The 19706-nt window shown below is 53.7% G+C and carries 18 protein-coding genes; 7 read left to right on the top strand and 11 right to left on the bottom strand.

The window, feature by feature from the left end; translation table 11 throughout:
• Positions 1-108: 108 nt before the first annotated feature.
• From Q4551_RS07195 to Q4551_RS07175, 5 genes are read right to left on the bottom strand one after another with little or no spacing between them, the layout of a single operon-like run.
• Complete coding sequence (locus Q4551_RS07195; RefSeq protein ID WP_303432791.1) at positions 109-594, bottom strand: flavin reductase family protein; 486 nt, start codon at positions 592-594, stop codon at positions 109-111.
• Between the two features lie 10 nt (positions 595-604).
• The gene (locus tag Q4551_RS07190) at positions 605-1921 is read right to left on the bottom strand and encodes an LLM class flavin-dependent oxidoreductase (RefSeq protein WP_303432790.1); all 1317 of its coding nucleotides are present in this window, start codon (positions 1919-1921) and stop codon (positions 605-607) included.
• Between the two features lie 35 nt (positions 1922-1956).
• Positions 1957-2988 (bottom strand): LLM class flavin-dependent oxidoreductase, encoded by a 1032-nt coding sequence (locus Q4551_RS07185; RefSeq protein ID WP_303432789.1) that lies wholly within the window; start codon positions 2986-2988, stop codon positions 1957-1959.
• A gap of 2 nt (positions 2989-2990) precedes the next feature.
• Positions 2991-3290, bottom strand: coding sequence for a hypothetical protein (locus tag Q4551_RS07180; RefSeq protein ID WP_303432788.1), 300 nt, complete (start codon positions 3288-3290; stop codon positions 2991-2993).
• A 42-nt stretch (positions 3291-3332) separates the two neighbouring features.
• Entirely contained in the window at positions 3333-4838 is a 1506-nt protein-coding gene (locus Q4551_RS07175; protein ID WP_303432787.1) for a hypothetical protein, read from the bottom strand.
• An 823-nt stretch (positions 4839-5661) separates the two neighbouring features.
• On the opposite strand from Q4551_RS07175, the gene Q4551_RS07170 reads away from it, so the two are divergent.
• The 4 genes from Q4551_RS07170 to Q4551_RS07155 all read left to right on the top strand — a co-directional run bounded on the left by Q4551_RS07170 (position 5662) and on the right by Q4551_RS07155 (position 8662).
• Positions 5662-6645, top strand: coding sequence for a LysR family transcriptional regulator (locus tag Q4551_RS07170; protein ID WP_303432786.1), 984 nt, complete (start codon positions 5662-5664; stop codon positions 6643-6645).
• A gap of 59 nt (positions 6646-6704) precedes the next feature.
• Positions 6705-7139, top strand: a complete 435-nt coding sequence (locus tag Q4551_RS07165; RefSeq protein WP_303432784.1) for an MAPEG family protein — start codon at positions 6705-6707, stop codon at positions 7137-7139.
• 106 nt (positions 7140-7245) lie between these two features.
• Positions 7246-8244, top strand: coding sequence for an LLM class flavin-dependent oxidoreductase (locus Q4551_RS07160; protein WP_303432783.1), 999 nt, complete (start codon positions 7246-7248; stop codon positions 8242-8244).
• 187 nt (positions 8245-8431) lie between these two features.
• On the top strand, positions 8432-8662 hold the full coding sequence (locus Q4551_RS07155) for a hypothetical protein (RefSeq protein ID WP_303432782.1): 231 nt from the start codon (positions 8432-8434) through the stop codon (positions 8660-8662).
• 39 nt (positions 8663-8701) lie between these two features.
• On the opposite strand, the gene Q4551_RS07150 is transcribed toward Q4551_RS07155, so the two are convergent.
• Complete coding sequence (locus Q4551_RS07150) at positions 8702-9679, bottom strand: glyoxylate/hydroxypyruvate reductase A (protein WP_303432781.1); 978 nt, start codon at positions 9677-9679, stop codon at positions 8702-8704.
• Positions 9680-9982: 303 nt separating this feature from the next.
• Here Q4551_RS07150 and Q4551_RS07145 point away from each other — a divergent pair, with 303 nt between their 5' ends.
• Positions 9983-10963: an MBL fold metallo-hydrolase gene (locus tag Q4551_RS07145; RefSeq protein WP_303432779.1), complete on the top strand. Its 981-nt coding sequence runs from the start codon at positions 9983-9985 to the stop codon at positions 10961-10963.
• 48 nt (positions 10964-11011) lie between these two features.
• On the opposite strand, the gene Q4551_RS07140 is transcribed toward Q4551_RS07145, so the two are convergent.
• The 5 genes from Q4551_RS07140 to Q4551_RS07120 all read right to left on the bottom strand — a co-directional run bounded on the left by Q4551_RS07140 (position 11012) and on the right by Q4551_RS07120 (position 17090).
• On the bottom strand, positions 11012-11662 hold the full coding sequence (locus Q4551_RS07140; protein ID WP_303432778.1) for a glutathione S-transferase family protein: 651 nt from the start codon (positions 11660-11662) through the stop codon (positions 11012-11014).
• Between the two features lie 201 nt (positions 11663-11863).
• Positions 11864-13426 (bottom strand): alkyl hydroperoxide reductase subunit F, encoded by a 1563-nt coding sequence (ahpF, locus tag Q4551_RS07135; RefSeq protein ID WP_303432777.1) that lies wholly within the window; start codon positions 13424-13426, stop codon positions 11864-11866.
• Between the two features lie 375 nt (positions 13427-13801).
• Positions 13802-14359, bottom strand: coding sequence for an alkyl hydroperoxide reductase subunit C (ahpC, locus tag Q4551_RS07130; protein ID WP_303432776.1), 558 nt, complete (start codon positions 14357-14359; stop codon positions 13802-13804).
• Between the two features lie 266 nt (positions 14360-14625).
• Entirely contained in the window at positions 14626-15885 is a 1260-nt protein-coding gene (gene stpA, locus Q4551_RS07125) for a glucosylglycerol 3-phosphatase (RefSeq protein ID WP_303432775.1), read from the bottom strand.
• Positions 15886-15977: 92 nt separating this feature from the next.
• Positions 15978-17090, bottom strand: a complete 1113-nt coding sequence (locus tag Q4551_RS07120) for a mechanosensitive ion channel family protein (RefSeq protein ID WP_303432773.1) — start codon at positions 17088-17090, stop codon at positions 15978-15980.
• A gap of 341 nt (positions 17091-17431) precedes the next feature.
• Here Q4551_RS07120 and Q4551_RS07115 point away from each other — a divergent pair, with 341 nt between their 5' ends.
• Positions 17432-18247, top strand: coding sequence for a hypothetical protein (locus Q4551_RS07115; protein WP_303432772.1), 816 nt, complete (start codon positions 17432-17434; stop codon positions 18245-18247).
• A 713-nt stretch (positions 18248-18960) separates the two neighbouring features.
• Positions 18961-19614, top strand: a complete 654-nt coding sequence (locus Q4551_RS07110; protein WP_303432771.1) for a hypothetical protein — start codon at positions 18961-18963, stop codon at positions 19612-19614.
• Positions 19615-19706 lie beyond the last annotated feature (92 nt).

Below are 19706 nucleotides of genomic sequence, written 5' to 3'. Positions count from 1 at the left end.
ATAGTCGACCGGCAAGGCCGGGGGTGCCCGGTCGGCCGTTTCAGTGTTCATTAATAGAAGCGACAGGCAGTACCCGCTGGCACGCCTGACGGTGGCAAACCGCTATGGTCAGGCCGGGCTGTCCAGTCCGGCGTAACGGCCTTGCCAATACAACAACGGCTGCACTTCCTCATTCACCGCCGCATAATCCAGCTGGGCTATGTAGATGGTGTGATCACCGGCTTCGTAGGTCTCGGTAATCACCGCTTCCATCACCGCAGCGCTGTCATTAAACACCAGTGCACCACCCGGACAACGCCGGGTGTCGAGGTCATCAAAACGGCCCCGGTCGGCTGTTTTCCAGGCATATCGATTGGAAATTTCCTGCTGGCTCTCGCTCAACAGACTGACTCCCATACGCTCTGCCTTGCCCAGTAACTGGTCGGTATCACTGCCACGTTTGATACACACCAGCGCCAACGGCGGCTGTGCCGATACCGAGGTAAAGGACGTGGCCGTCATGGCGTGCAGCTGACCGTCGTTCTCCATGGTGATCACCGCCACGCCGGACGCCAGTTGCCGCATCGTGTTGCAAAAAAGCTCGTTGCTTATCATTGCCGTCGCCTCAGTTGGCCAAGAGGTTCTCGCGCAGCGTCGAACCCGTGTATTCGGTGCGGTAACGGCCACGTTTCTGCAGCTCAGGCACAACCATATCGACGAACTCTTCGAAGCAGCCCGGAGTGTAAGTGGCCGCCAACATAAAGCCATCAGCACCGCCTTCATCCATGAATTCTTCCATCTTGTCGGCGATGTCTGTGGGGGTCCCCACCAGAATCGGCATGCCCATGCCTTGTGCGTAATAAAGCGCCGCTTCTTTCACCGTTACCGGTGCGCCGCCCTTGGCGTAAATGATGGATTCAAACAGCCCCTGAATACCCGGGATCTCGATGTTCTGTACGTACTCATCAAGGTCGTAGGTCGAGAAGTCCGGGCCAAAGTGTCCAGACATCCAGGCCAATGCGCCTTCCAGCGGAATACAGGCCTTGATGCGTTCGTACTTGGCTTCGGCTTCTTCCCGTGTCTCGGCGACCACGGTTTGCAGTCCGTAAATCAGTTTGACGCTGCCAGGCGCACGGCCTGTCGCCGCCAAGCGGCTGTTCACGTCGTCGGCATACTCACGCATGCGATCAATATTGGGGTGAACGGCAAAAATAGCTTCCGCATGGCGGGCAGCAAAATCACGTCCTGTCGCCGATGAACCGGCCTGCCACAGTACCGGGCGGCCTTGTGGTGATCGGCAGACAAACGAACGGCCTTTCGACTTGAAAAACTCGCCGTCAAAGTCGATCTCGCGGACTTTGGTCGGGTCGACGTATACGCCGCTTTCCTTGTCGGCAACGATGGCATCCTCATCCCAGGAATCCCACAGTTCGTAACAAAGCTTCAGGTACTCTTCCATCCGTTCATAACGGCGTGAGCGATCGGTCATCGGCTCACCGTACGCATCCCATTCACATTTGGAGTAGGAGCTGACCACGTTCCAGGCCACCCGTCCGCTGGAGAGATGATCAAGGCTCGACAGACGGCGAACCATGGAATAAGGATGTTCAAATGCGGTCGAGAGCGTCACTCCCACACCCAGATGTTTGGTCGCACCAGTGACGATTGGCACAATGGTTGATGGCTCGTGGGTCGGGCACTGGACGGCGTATTTCACACTCGCATCCGAACTCTGCTCGTAGTTGTTATAGGGCGCCAGCTCGTCTGCAATAAACATGGCATCAAACAGACCTCGCTCCATGGTGCGACCCATGTGTTGCCAGTACTCGGGCTTGCGCCAATCCCAGTTGACCTTGTCACGGGAGTGTCGCCACATACCTGTTGCATGACTGTTGATGCCATGTTGTACAAAACCGAGCAGGTGTGCTTTTTTCTTGGACATTGTATTTCTCCACTAGCGCTTATTATGAAAAGTATTCAAGCCGTATAAAGAGAGTGAAACGGCTGCATAACCTGTCGAGCGAACTGATGACTGCCACCGACCATGTCTTCAAATTGACACATCAGCACATCCACCCCCGCATCGTTCAATTCACGGAGGCGGGCAGCGATGGTGTCGGTAGACCCCACCAGCCCAATGTCGAAACCACAATTGGAGTCGAGCATTTTTTCCTTGCTCAGTCCTTCCCAAGAGCTGGCACCAGACTCATCCATCGCCGTGCGCAGTTCATCAACCAGCGCGTCATCCCGCTGGCTCTGTAATGCCTGATAACGGGCTTGCGCCTCGTGATCGGTTGCTGCCATCAACACAAAGGCGCTGACAGCAATTTTCAGCGGTGTTGCCTCTGCGGCCTCGGTGCTGCGAATATTCGCAATGGTTTCCCGGAGTTCAGTAATCGGCATGCTGTTCAGGAAAATCGTCTCGCCGTACCGCCGGGCCATGGCCAGGGCAGTCTCGGACTGCCCCCCCACCCAGATCGGTGGCACCGGTTCGAGCTTGTCGACTGGCGGTGCGACTTCGGCACTGAAAAACTCCGCCGCCGCAGTTGCGGTTGTCACTCCCCAGAAACGCTGCAGGCTCTGGCAGTACTCATTCGCACGGCGATAGCGACCAGCATGATCCAGGTAGTCCACCCCGGCCTGCCGGAACTCTTCCGGCCACCAGCCACAGACGATATTGACGGAACAGCGCCCACGACTCATTTGCTGCAGACTGCGGGCCATTTGCGCCGCCACCAGTGGCGAGCAGAAGCCAGGCTTGCTGGCGACAACCAGTTCAATCCGTTGCGTCAAGGTGGCGATGCCAGCGGCAAATATCCATGGGTCAGCCACTTCTGCATCCTTGCCATAAACACAATTCAGCAGATTCTCCGAGCCGTACAGATAATCAAATCCGTCATGTTCCGCCTGAACGGCCAGGCGAGCACACTGCTCAAAGTCGGGTAACGGGCGATGATTGAGTAATCGCAACCAACCGCCGTACACCGGCAACCACAGACCAAACTTCATGACTACCCCTCAGCGTCGACAAAGAAAGCCACGCCATTCATGGTCGCGGTCACAATGGCAAGAAAAGGCCCGGCATAAATCATTTCAGGCACAAAACCGACCATGGCAATGATGCCGCTGGCGGCCAGGACAGCAGCCAGAATCGCCAGACCATAGTTGCTGTCCTGCTCTTCAGGGATGGCCGTCTCGGCGGTGGCGCGGTGATCTGCCACCGCCCCGGTAACGCCCTTGATATAGCCAGCCACAAAAATGGCCGTCGCTATCAGACACAGAAACAAAGTTACATAAAACAAGATCGACATAGCGGTTTCCTCAGTGGGGTCGTATCAGTTTGCGACGGGATGTCAGGCACGATTGGCGACTTCAACATTGTGATCCAGATCGGCCGTCATGCTCTCAAGCTCATCCATATCGAACTTGACGGGTTTCAGCAGCGCACCCAGTACCACCGTGATACCGCTGATAGAGAGAATCGACAGCGTACCGACCAGTTCGCCGTACATGCTGCGGATGGGCATACCAACCAGGATGGCGAGAATGACACCGGCCACAAAACCGAGGGTGTTGGTTCGCGACCAGAGAATGGCCAGTACCAGCGGAATCAGAATGGAGGTCTTCAATGCGTAGGTCGTCAGTACCAGCGAGGTGAAATCGACCCCGGAGAGCACGATCAGCGCCGCGACACTGCCGCCAACAAACATGGAAGCCTTGGTGATATAGAACAGGGTTTTTTCACCGGTATTGGGGGCAAAGCGTTTGACGATATCAATGGCAACAACAGACGACAGCGCTGCACTGGCACCATCAATGGTGGAGTAACAGGCCGCCAGGATCACCAGCGTATAAGCGATGATCAGCGTCATCGGCAGGCCGATATGAGAGATGATATAAGGCCCGACAGCGACAATATCACCACCCAGTTCGGTGGCAGTCAGACCAAAACCAATACCGACCAGACCAAGCATGCCCAGACAGATAGGAATCGGGTAGAACAGCGCCCCGGCCCACAGGAACGTACGTGACACCTGATCCTTGCGTACCGACCAGACTTTCTGCCAGAAGGTTTGATCAGCAACAACCGAAGCCAGCAAGCCAAAGGCCAGCGTGATACCAAAGCCCGCCGCGGCAGCGGAGTCGGTGATCGACAGATTGATTTCATCCGCCTCGCCGACAGCGGCAAAGACTGTATCAACCCCACCAGGAATCAGATCAAAGACTGCCACAATCACCAGCGCCGCAGGCACTGTAATCATCCAGGTGTTGATCGTGCCCGTCATAACGGCTGTCCAGAGCCCGCCAAAGAATGAATACGCCATCACCACACAGACAGTGACAACCGTGGCCACGCGCCAGTCGATCGAAAACACCGTCGACATCACAACCGAGGTGCCTTTGAGGTTGATCAGGATCTCCAGCAGGATGCCAAAAATCATCGTCATGGTGACCACACTGGCAGCCGCCTGGGAACGACCAAAGCGGTTATAGGCAAACTGGCTGATGGTATAGCCGTCCGGCATCCGCTTGCGCAGGATACGCGCCAGAGGAATCATCACCATCAATGCCAGACCGTTGGGAACCACAAACCAGAACAGCCCCGACAGGCCCCACTGGAACGTCATCGCTGAACTCATCATCACGGCCATGGCCCAGGTCCAGACCGAAATCACCGACCCAACGCCAAAGCCCAGGCCAATGCGGCGATTAGAGGAAATAAAATCATGTGTGTTTCTGATCAGCGTTCGCTTGATCAAGTAAGCAAGGGCCAGAAAGACCAGCCCCAGTCCGATCATAAGTGCAAAGCCAAGGCCCGGTGTGAGCCCTTCAGTTAGCTGTAGCGCCGACTTGTCCATACATAGGTTCCTCAAGTGGAGTTCGGGATACGCCCGAAGGCGCTCTGAGGGGGATAAAGCAACAGCTATGCCATGACTTCAAATGGCTTAAAAACGGCCCTTATTTCTGTTTTTTATATACTTATCACCATTATGAATATCAAATCCCGCCCTGCTTCCGTGCAGTTGCATCATAAAATAGCCATTGAAAACTTATCTTTTATATAAGTTTTCCTTATGGAAAGGCGATTCTGCGGCCATTCAGGTCCCCTGGTACACCCCACTCATCGAAACGCTAAAACAGGCCCGAAACCCGTCTTACAATCGGATTGTTGTAATCTAATCGAAGCCTCTTCCTGGTTTTTATAACTACAAATTATTAAAAATATTTAATTTTCGACCATAAAAAATGAATTTTTCAGTGATTTAATTTAATGTAATGTCAGTGGCCATTCTGCCAATCATCCACATAAGCCTCCGTTCATTGCCCCATCGGTGTATTTTTGCGGTATTGGGCCACCATCCGACGCAACAAAATCCCTGCTATCGCTCACGAACTTGAACGAATGTTTAATAATGGCGCACTCACCAACGGACTGATAACGGAGTCTGATAAACGACGCATTGGCCTCTGCCATGGCTGTTTATCTGAGGTCTGGCAGCAGTCGTTTTCCCTTTCCCGCAGCCGCTGAAGCGTCCCGACCAGAATGCTCAACACCCACGGCGCCGAAGCCCGCGATAACGCCAACAAACGATAATCAGCTCATTTCCAGACACTTGAACGAGCAACCTTAGATAACGCCGCGTTTTACCTTATAGTCGGCTTTTTTGTATTGAGTCTGGTATGCCAAATTCTGTTCAACAACTGATCAGTCGCCTGTCTTTCCGGCAGCTGCAAGTGTTCCGTGCCGTCTATCGCCACCGCAACTACAGCAAGGCCGGAGAACAACTGGGACTGACTCAACCCGCGGTCAGCTCACAGGTCAGGCAGCTGGAACTGGCGCTGAAACAACCGGTGTTCGAATACGTCGGCCGCAAACTGTTCTGCACCGCCGCCGGGGAACAGTTGGCCTCCTGCATTGAAGTGATTTTTGAAGAGCTGGGCACCTTGCAGAACCAGCTGGTTATCATGGGTAACCAGGTGGCCGGGGATCTCAACATTGCCGCCGTGGATACCGCCCACTGCATACTGCCGTATCTGCTAAAGGATTTTATGCCACGCCACCCGCAGGTACAGGTGCACGCCCGGATGGTGACCCGTTCCGAGTCGTTACAGCGTCTGGCCGATTACACCGACCATCTGGTGATTATGGGCATGGCTCCAGTCGACAAAACCCTCGCCACCCTGCCATTTCTGGATAACGAGCTGATTCCACTGGTGGCCCCCGGCCATCCACTGCTGTCTCAGCCAGACGTGCGTGTGCAGGACTTTCTCTACCATGGACTGATTGTCGGGGAGCAGGAATCCGGCACCCACCAGGCTCTGACATGCTGGAGTCAACAATGCCGGATACCACTACAACCCGTGATGCAGATCGACTCCAACGAAGGCCTGAAACACGCCGTCATGGCCGGTCTCGGCGTCACCGTACTGCCGAAGCTGACGGTGCTGTCGGAACTGCATGATGGCAGCCTGCAACAGCTGCCACTCGATGGCTTTCCGCTGCGCCGCTCCTGGTGTCTGGTCTATCTCAGCGACAAACAGCCCAACCCGGCCATGCGGGCATTTGTCGATTTTATTCAGGACAATATCCAGACGATCGAGCAACAGTTTGCCCGCCGCGCCGCGATGATCACGACCAGCCGCCAGCCAAGCAATGACGCTTAATCACGACTATCCTGTCATCACACCTTGTCACAACCGCCACCGCACAACAGGTATCACCCATGCCAGAATTAATGACTTCATACAGCCTGACGTTTCAGGCCCTGATGCTGATTTTTGCCACTCTACTGGTACAAAATCTGGTCGCCACCATGGCGCACCGCAAACAGGGGCGCTACACCCCCGGAATTATTGACCCGCAGTTGAGCCATGGCTCGTTTGTGTTTCGCAGTCACCGCACCTTTATCAACTCACTGGAGAATCTGCCACTGCTGCTGGGGCCAGCCCTGATCGGCATATTGAGTGGCTTTGATGCCCTCAAACTGGGGGTCATGTGCTCCATTTATGCCGCCACCCGGCTGATTCACATGGGGCTGTATTACGCCATTGCCACCGAGCGAAACCCCAGTCCGCGCAGTTATTTTTATATGGTCGGTTTGCTGGTCAGCATCGTCCAGCTGGTGATGGTACTGATACACGTGCTACGTCTGCCCTGAGTAACCCCGGCAGCCGGGGTTATGACAACAGTGTGTACCACCGCCAGTGCTGTTGTCGTGCCGGAGAACCTGCCAGCATAACCGGCTGATAAAACATGAGGTTTGTATGTCGGTACTTGAATCGATTCCGTTGTCATTGCTGGAGCTGGCCACGGTGCCGCAAGGCGCTGATATTCCCCAGACGCTGCAGCATATGCTGGAGCATGCACGTCACGCCGACCAGCTGGGTTTCAAACGCCTGTGGCTGGCGGAGCATCACAATATGGCCGGTATTGCCAGTTCTGCCACCGCCGTGCTGGTTGGCCAGGTTGCCGCCCATACCCGACAGCTCAGAGTCGGTTCTGGCGGCATCATGCTACCCAACCATCCACCGCTGGTGATTGCCGAGCAGTTCGGCACCCTGGCATCGCTGTACCCGGATCGCATCGACCTCGGTTTGGGTCGGGCACCAGGTACCGACGCCATCACCAGCCGGGCATTACGTCGTGACGAGCGGCGAGCGGATCATTTCCCTGCCGAAGTCGCCGAGCTGCAACGACTGTTAGGTAAAAGCACTGGAGGCCACGCCGTCCATGCCTACCCCGGCAGTGGTACCAAGGTACCGATCTGGCTGCTGGGATCCAGTTTGTTCAGCGCCCAGCTGGCCGCACAGCGAGGCTTGCCTTACGCCTTTGCCGCACACTTTGCCCCACGCTATCTACACGAAGCGCTGGCCTTGTATCGGCGGGAGTTTCAACCATCAGAGCAACTGGCCAAACCGTACGCCATTGCCACGCTGCCGTTGATTGCCGCAGCAACCGACCAGCAGGCCCAGTATTTGGCCACCAGCAGTCAGCAACGGGTGATCGCCCTGATGACAGGACAACCCTTGTTTTTACCGCCACCCACCAGGAATATGGATGCCCTGTGGGATCTTCCGATGCAAGCGCAAGTGCAGTCTTTTCTGGCCATGGCTGTCGTCGGTGGGCCAGCAACACTGGCATTCAAACTGGCGTCGCTGGTACAGGAGCTGGAGGTGGATGAGTTGATGTTCACCAACGATATTTACGACCGCCAACAGCGGCTGGATGCACTGGATATTGTGATGGCAGCAACGCGAGGCTGATTGTAGTGGTCAACTAATCCCGCCCACGTATGTACTGCGTTAAGGGCAGCATCTTGGATGACTAACTAGGTGGTGAATCCTATGTGAGCTTGTCGTCTTGCAGTGTACCGCCAGTCAACATGTAGTGGTTCAATGATTCCGGACACCAACGTAGGTGGTAATATCGCCACCATAAACGAGGTGTCTGATGACCAGCAAGCAACTGAGCGACCTGTCAGACCGATTCCTGTCTGATCAACCACTGTCTTACATCGCAGACTACTACCTTTATCAGGGAGCTGACCCCCGTGACGCCAAACCGGCTGCAAACAACACAACCGATAAAGCGTGGCATGCCGAAATGGCCAGACGAGCCAGGTTGATTGGCGGCCGCGTGGAATCGCAAGTCAATAACTGGCTGACCCGCCATGCACATTGATATGCGCATTAAATCACTCGATCAGCCACCGGCACGATCTCAATAACCCTTGGCGATATCGACCAGGTTCCGCAACGGCTGACCGGCCAGCTGGCGGTAGCCGTTCTCGACCAGCTGCGCCAGCATTATCTGGCCAGAAGCCGACGATGCCATATGCGGCGTCACGATCACGCCGGCTTGATCCCAGAGAGGGTTGCCTTTCGGCAACGGCTCCTGCGCAAACACGTCCAGCACAGCAGCTCGCAAATGGCCGCTGCTCAAGGCATCGATCAGGTCTTGCTCATTCAGGTGCTCGCCGCGGCCGCAGTTCATCACTACCGCGCCCGGCGGTAATTCAGCAAACAGCGAAGCATCCAGAATCGCCTCGGTTGCCGTGGTCAGGGGCAGCAGATTAACCAGCAGGTCACAGCTGGATAAAAACGTTCCTCGCTCAGCCTCTCCTGCGTAACAATGCACTTGCTCAATCTGCTTGCGACTGCCTGCCCAGCCAGAAACAGGATAACCAAGCCCGGCCAGCCTGGCCGCGATAAATCCCCCCAACTGCCCCAGGCCCATCACACCGATCCGCATACGACCAGCCTGGCGCTGCGGATGTAATTGCCAGATCTTGGCCTGCTGGTTGCTCAAGGCCAGATCAAAATCGCGCTGATGATGCAATACACCCCATAACACATATTCCAGCATGCCTTGCTGTTGCCCTTCATCAACGACTCGGGATACGGGCAAGCCGCTGTGCATCAGTATGTCGCCCAGATGATCAACCCCTGCCGATACAGCTTGCAGCAGCTGCAACCCGGGACAACGCTGCAACAAATCCACCGGTGGATGCCAACACGCCGCCACCTGGGCATGCCGGGCAGCCGGATCGTCCGGCGTACACACCGCAACCTGTGGATACTCTGTGGCCATCAGCGCCATCAAGCGGGCACTGAATGCCGGGTTATTGGTGGCAAACACAATGTTCAGATCAGAAGAGGAAGCAGGAGTAAGAGCGGGAGTGAGGGTGTCTGTATTCATCAGCGGCCATGATTGTCCAAGAATTCGATGCAATCCAGCTTACGCAACTCAGTTGCGCAAACCAACCAGTGCGGATTGTTGAAGACGAAAACAGCCGAAGACAAAACAAGCACCGCTGGCAGCACGTTTTTATTCACCAGCGGCGGGAATAACTGCAACAATTAATGGTCAACCGGTCGCATCAAGAAATGCCAACACTTCGTCGGATTGCCTCTGTTGCCAAAGACGGCTTTACTGACGGTGATAATAATAGTCCGGGCGCGACCGTCGACCCGGACCCAACGCCACTGTGGAGAGACTCTTATGACGGATGCACGGCAGCAGCCCGCTCAATACCCCACCCCGATACACCACCCGCACGACATCTGGCAGCTGGATGCAGAATATGTCACTCCGGGGGTCGCCAGTGTCTATATCATCCAACAGGAAGACCGCCTGGCCATTGTCGAAACCGGTACCTGCCATACCGTTCCTCATATACTGGAGCAGATCCATCAGCTCGGCCTGACCCCGGCCCACGTCGATTATGTGATCCCGACGCATGTTCACCTCGACCATGCCGCCGGTGCCGGACACCTGATGGCCTGGTGCCCCAATGCCCAACTGGTGATTCACCCCCGCGGGGCAGCCCATATGATCGACCCCGGCAAACTGGAAGCCGGAACCCGGGCGGTGTATGGCGCCGAAAAATACGAGCAACTTTATGGCTCGCTGTTGCCGATTGCCGCAGAGCGGGTGATTCAGGCCAGCGATGGTTTCACGCTGGACTTCAACGGTCGCACCTTTAGCTTTCTGGATACACAGGGTCACGCCAAGCATCACTTTTGCGTCCACGACAGCGCCAGCAACAGCATCTTCAGTGGCGACACCTTTGGTATTTCCTATCGCGCGTTCGATGCCGACGATGGCCAGAATCTACTGTTTGTAACCACCACCCCGGTGCACTTTGATCCACCCGCGTTGCGTGCCAGCATCGAACGGCTGGCAGGGCTCAAGCCCGAGCGTATTTACCTCACTCACTACGGCCCGATTGTTCCCCACGCTGACAACGTCAGCCAGTTGCTGCAATCCCTCGATGCCTTTGTTGCCATCGCCCGGCAGGAAATCGCGCCGCCCGAAGGCCGCAGCGACCGAATCCAGCAGCGCATGATGGCATACCTGCTGGCGCAGCTGGAAACAATCAACCCCGCCGCCGACCTGGATCAGGCTCGCCACTGGCTCAGCATGGACGTCAACCTCAACACCCAGGGCATTGAGGTGTGGTTGCAACGACAGGCGTCATAACCGCTGGCGCTCCGGAGATGCTTGCCGAGCACGCGACTACGGAGCGTATCAACCCTGTTGCAGGATTTTTGCCGTATCGCGCTCCCGCACGTTATCCAGATAACGGCGACAGGCGCTATCCGGGGCCAGCAACACCCCCTGTTCATCCAACGGTGGCACATTGACAAGATAATCCAGAAACGGCGTCAGCAAGCTGTCGGCCATGCTGTACTGCTCACCGGCAATCCAGCGTGACGCCGCTAGCTGGCGCTCGATCACTGCCAGAAACTCACGGACTCGCGGCAGATTACCCCGTATCACATCCAGACGCGGCCGGCCGTTGTCACCCTGGGGAAACACCAGCTCCAGCATAAAGCCGTCCATGGTGTAGAGCCGTCCATAAATCGCGATCGCTCCGGTCCAGCGCAGCACCGTCGCCCGCTGCTGGCTCGACAACGCCGCCAGGCGCCCAGAAGCACCAGCCAGATCATCCAGATAGGTACAAATAGCCGTTACTTCCGGCAGACTGAAATCGCCGTCCAGCAAGATCGGGAATTTCCCAAACGGATTGAGCGCCAGATGATCCGGGGAATACGGGGCAATCGGGTTGCCCGCCGGGGCCATGCCAAATGCCAGCGGCAATCCCAGTTCATGGGCATACAAACGAACCGCACGAACATACGGACTGATGGCCGGACCAAAAAGATACAATGAACTCATATTAAAAGACTCCGCAGCAAAAATGGGCCATTCCTGATTCTGAGATGGCCTGACGCACTGTATGCCGCCCAACAATATGTTCAACAACATATTCTGGCAAACCGGCACGATGGCCTGGAATAAAGGCCACAAAAAAACAGCCACTGTATTACAACAGTGGCTGTTTGTTTTCTGCTACTGACCGGCCACTGATGGCCTGAATCAGTTCCGGATCAGGTAATCAAACGCTCCCAGTGCGGCAGTGGCCCCGGCACCCATGGAGATGATGATCTGCTTGAACGGCACCGTGGTAACGTCACCGGCCGCCAATATACCAGGCACGCTGGTCTGGCCTTTGGCGTCAATCACGATCTCACCCCGGTTACTCAGTTCCAAAGTGCCTTGCAGAAATTCGCTGTTGGGCACCAGACCAATCTGGACGAAGATACCGGCCACTGCCAGATCGTGCATCTCGCCGCTGACGCGATCCTTGTATTTCAGGCCTGTCGCCTTGCTGCCATCACCAACCACTTCAGTGGTCATGGCGTTTTTGATGATGGTAACGTTCGGCAGGGATTCTGCTTTTTTCACCAGCACGGCGTCGGCACGCAGGGTGTCGCCAAATTCCAGTACGGTTACGTGTTCAACGATCCCTGCCAGGTCAATCGCGGCTTCGATACCGGAGTTACCACCACCAATAACGGCAGTTGGCTTGCCTTTGAACAGCGGGCCGTCACAGTGCGGGCAGAAGGCCACCCCTTTGGTTTTGTACTGCTCTTCACCCGGTACGTTCATTTCTCTCCAGCGTGCACCAGTCGCCAGAATCACGGCTTTGCTGGTCAGGATGGCACCGTTTTCCAGTTCAACCTGTTTCAGTGTCTGGCCGTCGACTTCGATCTCACGAATCGCTTTGGCACGCTGGTTGGTCATCACATCGATATCGTAATCCTTGACGTGCTCTTCCAAGCCAGCCACCAATTTCGGGCCATCGGTGGCTTTTACCGAGATAAAGTTTTCGATCGCCAGTGTATCCATGACTTGCCCGCCAAAACGTTCAGCCACAATACCGGTGCGGATGCCTTTACGGGCAGTGTAAATCGCCGCTGAAGCACCCGCAGGACCACCACCGACCACCAGCACGTCGAACTGTTCCTTGGCGGAAATTTCGGCGGCTTTTTTGGCGTCGGCGTCATCGTCCACCTTGTTGAGGATCTCTTCCAGCGTCATGCGACCGTTGCCGAAAGGTTCGCCGTTCAGCATCAAAGTTGGTACCGCCATAATACCCACGGTTTCCACTTCTTGCGGGAACACACCACCGTCGATCATGGTGGCACGCACGTTCGGGTTCAGTACCGCCATCAAGTTGATGGCCTGGACGACATCCGGGCAGTTGTGGCAAGACAAGGATATGTACACTTCAAAGTCCAGTGGCTTGTTCAGGCCTTTGACTTGCTCCAGCAACTCAGGTGCCGCCTTGCTTGGATGACCACCCGCTTGCAGCAGCGCCAGTACCAGTGAAGTGAACTCGTGCCCCATTGGCACACCGGCAAAGGTGACTCGGGCCGCTTCGCCTTCCGGGCCAACCGTCATGCGTGGTGTACGACCACTGTCACCAGAGACGATTTTCAGGGCAACCTTGTCGGACAGGTCGGCAATATCACGGCCCAAGCTTTCCAGCTCGATGGATTTGTCGTTGCCTTCTTTGGTGTAGACAGTCAGCTCAATCGGACGAACGATGTTTTGGAGATAAGCGCCCAATTGCTGTTTCATGTTTGCGTCAAGCATGATGGTTTCCTTATTTCGTTGATTTCGTTCAGGCTGCTGCAACGACGGCATGAACGCCTTTATTCAAGATACGAGACTATGATAGCCCTGCCCCTATGATTATATAAATCAATCTTTTCTAACCATTCGATAGCTTAAAGCTAAAAATAAAAACAAAAAATATCTGATTGTCATTGTGTCCCTGGACTGACAGACCTCGCTTGAGTCGTATCAATGTCCGGCCGGGTTGGTGGCTGACAGGGTTGTTTGTAGAGCTGTTACTGCTCTGGTTTTACTGTGGCTACAAACGCAAACAGCCCCGTCGAAGACGAGGCTGTTCACAACAGTGGAGCAGCCGCGGATGCTCCCTTTTATCTTATCTGCCCAAAATTCAGATCAGATTTTGCCAACCAGATCCAGTGAAGGAGCCAGCGTGGCTTCGCCTTCTTTCCACTTGGCCGGGCAAACTTCACCTGGGTGAGCCGCGACGTATTGAGCCGCTTTGATTTTGCGCATCAGGTCGTCGGCATCACGGCCAATACCTTCAGCGGTCACTTCCATGGCTTGAATCACACCTTCTGGATCGATCAGGAAAGTGGCACGGTCTGCCAGGCCTTGACCTTCACGCAGTACACCGAAGTTGCTAGTGATAGTGGCCGTCTGGTCGCCTACCATGTAGTAGTTGATGGTGCCAATCGCATCTGAAGTGTCGTGCCATGCTTTGTGGCAGAAGTGGGTATCCGTCGAAACAGAGAACACTTCAACACCCATGGATTGCAGTTCTTCGTATTTGCTGCCCAGGTCTTCCAGTTCAGTCGGGCAAACAAAGGTGAAGTCAGCTGGGTAGAAGAAAAAGACAGCCCATTTACCCAGAACGTCGGCTTCGGTGATGTCGACGAATTCGCCTTGTTTAAAGGCAGTAGCAGAGAATGGTTTGATAGCAGTATTGATCATAGTGGTCACTCCAGTGAGTTTGAGTCAGAGAATATATCCGGGAACGAGATCTATAATGCGCCGCTCCACGCCATAGGTTAAATTAATCTTTTTAAATAGGCCTATAGCCAATAGCCATCGAACGATATCGCTATTGAGACGAGCCGAATGAAAGCCAGCAGGCAGCCGGCTGGATTAACTCGAACACAATTGTGAGTCAGGTAAAGGCAGGCCCAGACCAGACACGACCGACGCTTACGGTAATGTCTGGCCATCCGGGCAAGAAATCAATGAGTCAGATCAGCAATATGCCTGAACCAGGCCAGATATTGCGGATACCCCCCCGCACAGACAAAATTAACCTGCAGCGGATCGGCCGGATCACTCAAGCCCGCCACTGCTTGCCAGTACGACTCATGATCAGCCGGGTGCTGCTGCAGGGCGTCAACATCCACACTCGGGCGAATCACCTCACCGCCACTGCTATCGACCAGCAAGACTACGTTATCGGATTCGAACTGACGGCCGAGATCCTGTACCAGGGTCAGGAAGCCCCGGTCACTGCCACCCCGTTGCCATTCATCCCCCACCCGATGGGAGGTGATGGTGTCACCCACGCCGATAATGCGGGGCATCTGGGCCGGATCAAACGCTTCCCTGGATAAAGCCAGCAGTGCGGCATGGGAGCCTGGTGCGCTACGGGCGCTGAAATCTTCTCCCAGTGGATACACCCCGGTTTTGGCAGCGTAATACTGATTCAGCAATACCAGCACCCCGGACTCCTTTACTGCACCGGTCAGCATGAACTGGAAATCCGTGGTTCCCCAGCTGTTACCATCGGCCGGTTTAATCCGCTCTTGCCCGGTTACCGGATCAGTTCCCAGGTTTGGGGCATAGTGGATAAAGAAAGAATCACCCATGCCTTGTGCTTGCGCCTCTAGCAGCAATTTGGCCATAAAAGACTGCAAATCGTGTTGCAGCCGCGTCACGCTACTGACCGAACCGAGTACGGCACATAACAGGTTGGCATTAATCGTCGGCGAAGCGCGGTTATCCAGCACTACGGCGTCTGCCAACAAGTGGATGTTTTCCTTGGCGAGGCTGTAGGGAGCGTTACCCAGTAAATTGATCAGAAAATAGCGGGCTTTCACTGGTATTTGCAGCAAGAAAGCCATTTCTGCCGAGCTGACACCGGGGTGAGTGACTTTGCCAAAGCGATCCTGTAACTGGACGCCGCCGGCACCCAGGCCCGGCAAATACAAACCTTGCTGCTTGGCTGTTGAGTCTCCTAACGCCCGATCAACAATCGGATTGACCCCTCGTTTGCCGATGTGTTCACCATTAGTGAGCACGTAGAAATGCCCGGCCTGTTGTCGTACAGCCTGGATATAAGCAGGATCCATCGTGCGGCTCAGCGGGTCGTTAACCAACCCCATACACACACCGTCCAGATCCTGAATGATCAGATAATCGCGTTCTGCCGCCAGGGCATCAGCGAGCGGAGAAGTATCGGTGTGCCATTGATACGAAGAAAGATCCGGGGACATACAGGCTCCATCGTTGCTGGTTTTTCAGACAACGACCATACCATTCCTGATCTGCTTTGGCTCTGCTGCGACCAGAGCCAGACCAGTCTTGATCAGACGCGGGAGGCCGCGCCGTCGTTCGCCATGGCCGCCGGCGGCATGGACTCCAGATGCAAGGTGCGTGTCGGGAAGGCACAGTCAGCTCCTTCAGCATGGATGATACGGATCATCTCCAGCATCACTGCCTGCTTGACCTTGTGGTAGGTGCTCCAGTCGGTGGTTTTGGTAAAACAGTACACAAAGAAATCCAGACTGGAGGCACCAAAACTGTTGAAGTTCACCATGATCATTTGATCAGTATCGATATCCGGATGTGCTCGTAACATGGTATCGATCTTGTGCAACACATTATCCAGCAAGTGGGAGTCCTGATAACGCAAGCCGATGGTTTCATAGATACGGCGATTCAGCATCCGTGACGGGTTTTCCACCGCAATACTGGTAAATACCGAGTTAGGTACATACAAGGGGCGTTTGTCGAAGGTGCGAATACAGGTAACCCGAAAGCCGATGTGCTCCACCGTACCTTCGATATTGCGATCCGGGGAACGGATCCAGTCTCCTACTTTGAAGGGGCGATCCATATACACCACGATCGAACCAAAAAAGTTAGCCAACAAGTCCTTGGCCGCCAGGCCAACCACCAGCCCGCCGACCCCACCAAACGCCAGCAAGCCAGAAATGGTAATCCCCAGCGACTGGAATACCGGCATCATGATCAATATCGTGACGGCGACCTTGGCCAGCTTGCCGACCAGCTGAATCGTGGTTGGATCGGCTCCCCGTACAATCTGCCGCTGCTCTACCTGGTTAATCAGCCGCCAGATTCCCCAGGCCACCAGGATAATCAACGACAGCTGCCGCACCACCGGCACGCTGGTCATGACATCCAGCTGAAAGTTACGGGTAGTAATATCGGCCACCCAGGTGGCGCCAATGGCAATAATGATCCAGTTCACCGGCACCGCAATGGCATTCAGCAGCACATCATCCCACTGATTATTACTATGAGCTGCCAGCCGAGCCAGACGCTTGCGCACAATACGCCAGACAAAAGCAGCCACCACCATAATCGTCAGGGCAATTGAGACATCCCAGAACCAGTCATAATTCTGGCTGACCAGGTCATGCCACCAATCTGGCAGTGTAAAAACGAAATCGGACATAAATCGATCCTTGGCAACAGCAAACGCAACGGAAGTAATAAGCACAAGATCGAGAGAGTAGGGAAAAACCATGAAAGTAACAATTCACTGGTGGAATCCATGGCAGATATTCAGTCGCAGTGATGCCGATATGGTGGCCAATACATGGCTTTATTCCGGTTTGAGCGCAGAGTCGGTGCTACTATCGCCTCAACCGAACATGAATCCGCTTGATTTATGCAACTTGTATTGAGTCTTACACAACCTTGTTCCATAAAAATACATTACCGATCAGCCATATAGCTGATACCCTCCCCGGCCTCTTGTTCCTGATCCTGTTTTCATCTCAAGGTAGTCATTTCATGAAACACCCTCTTTCCGTTGCCATTTTATTAATGGCCAGCTCCTGCTATTCCGTTGCCAGCGAAGCCGCCATGCGCAGCCAGGGCGACTGGTACGGCTATTGGGGCTGGAACAACGCCACCTACTCCGACAGCGATATCCATTTTGAGGGAGACGACTACGACTTTACCCTGTATAACGTCTCCGCCAAGGATCATCAGACCCCGTTCAGCATTGCACAGGTTTTTCACAGCTACCTGAACCCCGGCCGCTTGACGATTCCCCAATACAACTGGCGTTTCGGCTACTTTGTGCAGGATAACTGGTCAGTCTCGCTGGGCTGGGATCATATGAAGTACGTTATGGTCCAGGACCAGACCGTCACCATGACCGGAGTGAACGATCGCGACGGTTTCGAGAAAACCAACCCTGCCGCCGAAGAGGTTGTATTAAGCGGCGACTTCCTCACCTACGAACACACCGATGGCTTTAACCAGATCTCACTGGAAACCGAGGCCTATTTACCGGTATGGCAGTACGGTACGGACAAGGACATTGCCCTGTTTGCCGGTGCGGGTGCGGGCATTATGTACCCGAAAAGTAACGTCAAACTGATGAGTGGCGCGCGTAACGATGAGTGGCATATTGCCGGTTACAGCACACTGGTGAAAATCGGCGTGGAAGCCAACGTCTGGCGAGGATTGTTTGTGCGCTTTATTGGCAAGTACGGTTACGTCAATATGACCGATGTACTGACCACTCATAGCAGCAGCGACAGGGCTCGTCAAAAAGTGTTCTACGATGAATATATTGGCGCCGTCGGGTATCGGTTCTGAGTCCTCTATTGTATGGATGATCGAGAGTGTTCGCGTTAAAGGTGTCACACAGGGCTGAGGGAAAGATCATAACCAGGAGAAAAGAGCGTCGTTTCCTGGTTGTCAGAGATCTGCGAATCACACAGCCTCAGCAAAGCTGAGGCTGGACTCGCAACAAATTGCTCGCCCGTGTTGGCGGCGTTCAGGCTGTAGAAAAACCTCCCGAACTATGATCTGACCGGGTTTTGAAATGCAGGAGGCGGTGATGGCTCGGTTCAAACACTATGATTACAAGCAAACGTCGATGGTGGTCATTAATTATCAGGATCAGTTGCAGCCTGGTACTTTTGAGCATGCCCTGAATTATCCCTATTTTTTATAAAGAGGCTGAAAAGCTGGGTCTGTCCGCGTTTCACCAGCCTTATCTTTAAAGCCCTGTTTTGTGATACTGTCCCGCACTCAAAAACCCTGTTCTGCGAAACTGTTCCGTTCTTTATAACCTTAGAACAGGCACTGAAAGTGATATGGTATCTGGCTTTTAGACAGCTAAAGCCTGAAAGACCGGAAACACAGAATTAGCCAAGGGTTGCCGATAAAACCGGCAATTAACAATGGAAAATGAGCTAGTGGGTAAATTGATTAGAAATAAATTTTTCTACAGACTTGTTAGGAATAGAGGGCAGCATGAAGATGCTTTTAGTCACTGAAAGACATAGCTGTATTGTGGTTTCTTTATGAAAGATTATGATCAAGAGAAAGTTATAAATAATTCATGTTTATTGCCAGTTGGTTCGACTTTCTTTAGATATGCCAGGTTGTATGATATAGATGAGATTGTAAATTTGGATGAAAGTGTTTTCGATAAGCATGAAATAATTGATAGAAATAAGTTTTTCGAATGGCATAGTAAAAACCCAAAAATTTTTACCTGTCTAGTTGATGATAATAAGGTTGCAGGGTACTTCTCTATATTGCCTTTAAAAAAAGAGTCATTAGATAAATTCTTAGCAGGGGAGGTTTGCGAAAAAAGTTTTACCAGCAATGATATTCTCCAATATAAGGATACTGTTGGTCATTGTAGGGATTTTTATTTTTTCTCTATAGCTATAAATTCAAATGGCAGGAAATTATTCTTGCGGTATTTTCTAAATGAAATAGCAAAAGAGTTGCAAGCTAATAATAATTCAAGAAATTTATATGTCACAGCAGCTAAAAATGAAGGAAGGGCTTTGATTGAACGGTTTAACTTTAGACTCGTTCAAAAGGGGGCGTGTCGTGCTGATGGCCATGATTTGTATGTTAAAGAAGTTGATGATTTTATTAAACGTATTAAGGCCCATAGAGGCTATATCAAATATCGACTTGATAATATAGATAAAATTTATTGATTAACCGGAAACCGATACCTGATAATAAACAGCAGCTGGGCCTTTTCTATCTGGTGCGTAACAAGTGTCGGATGACGCGCTAATCGGGTTTC

The sequence above is a fragment of the Oceanobacter sp. 5_MG-2023 genome, from assembly GCF_030548165.1.
Lineage (GTDB): Bacteria > Pseudomonadota > Gammaproteobacteria > Pseudomonadales > Oceanobacteraceae > Oceanobacter.
The sequence above is the reverse complement of the archived record's forward strand: the minus strand, read 5'-3'. Positions and strand labels throughout refer to the sequence as shown.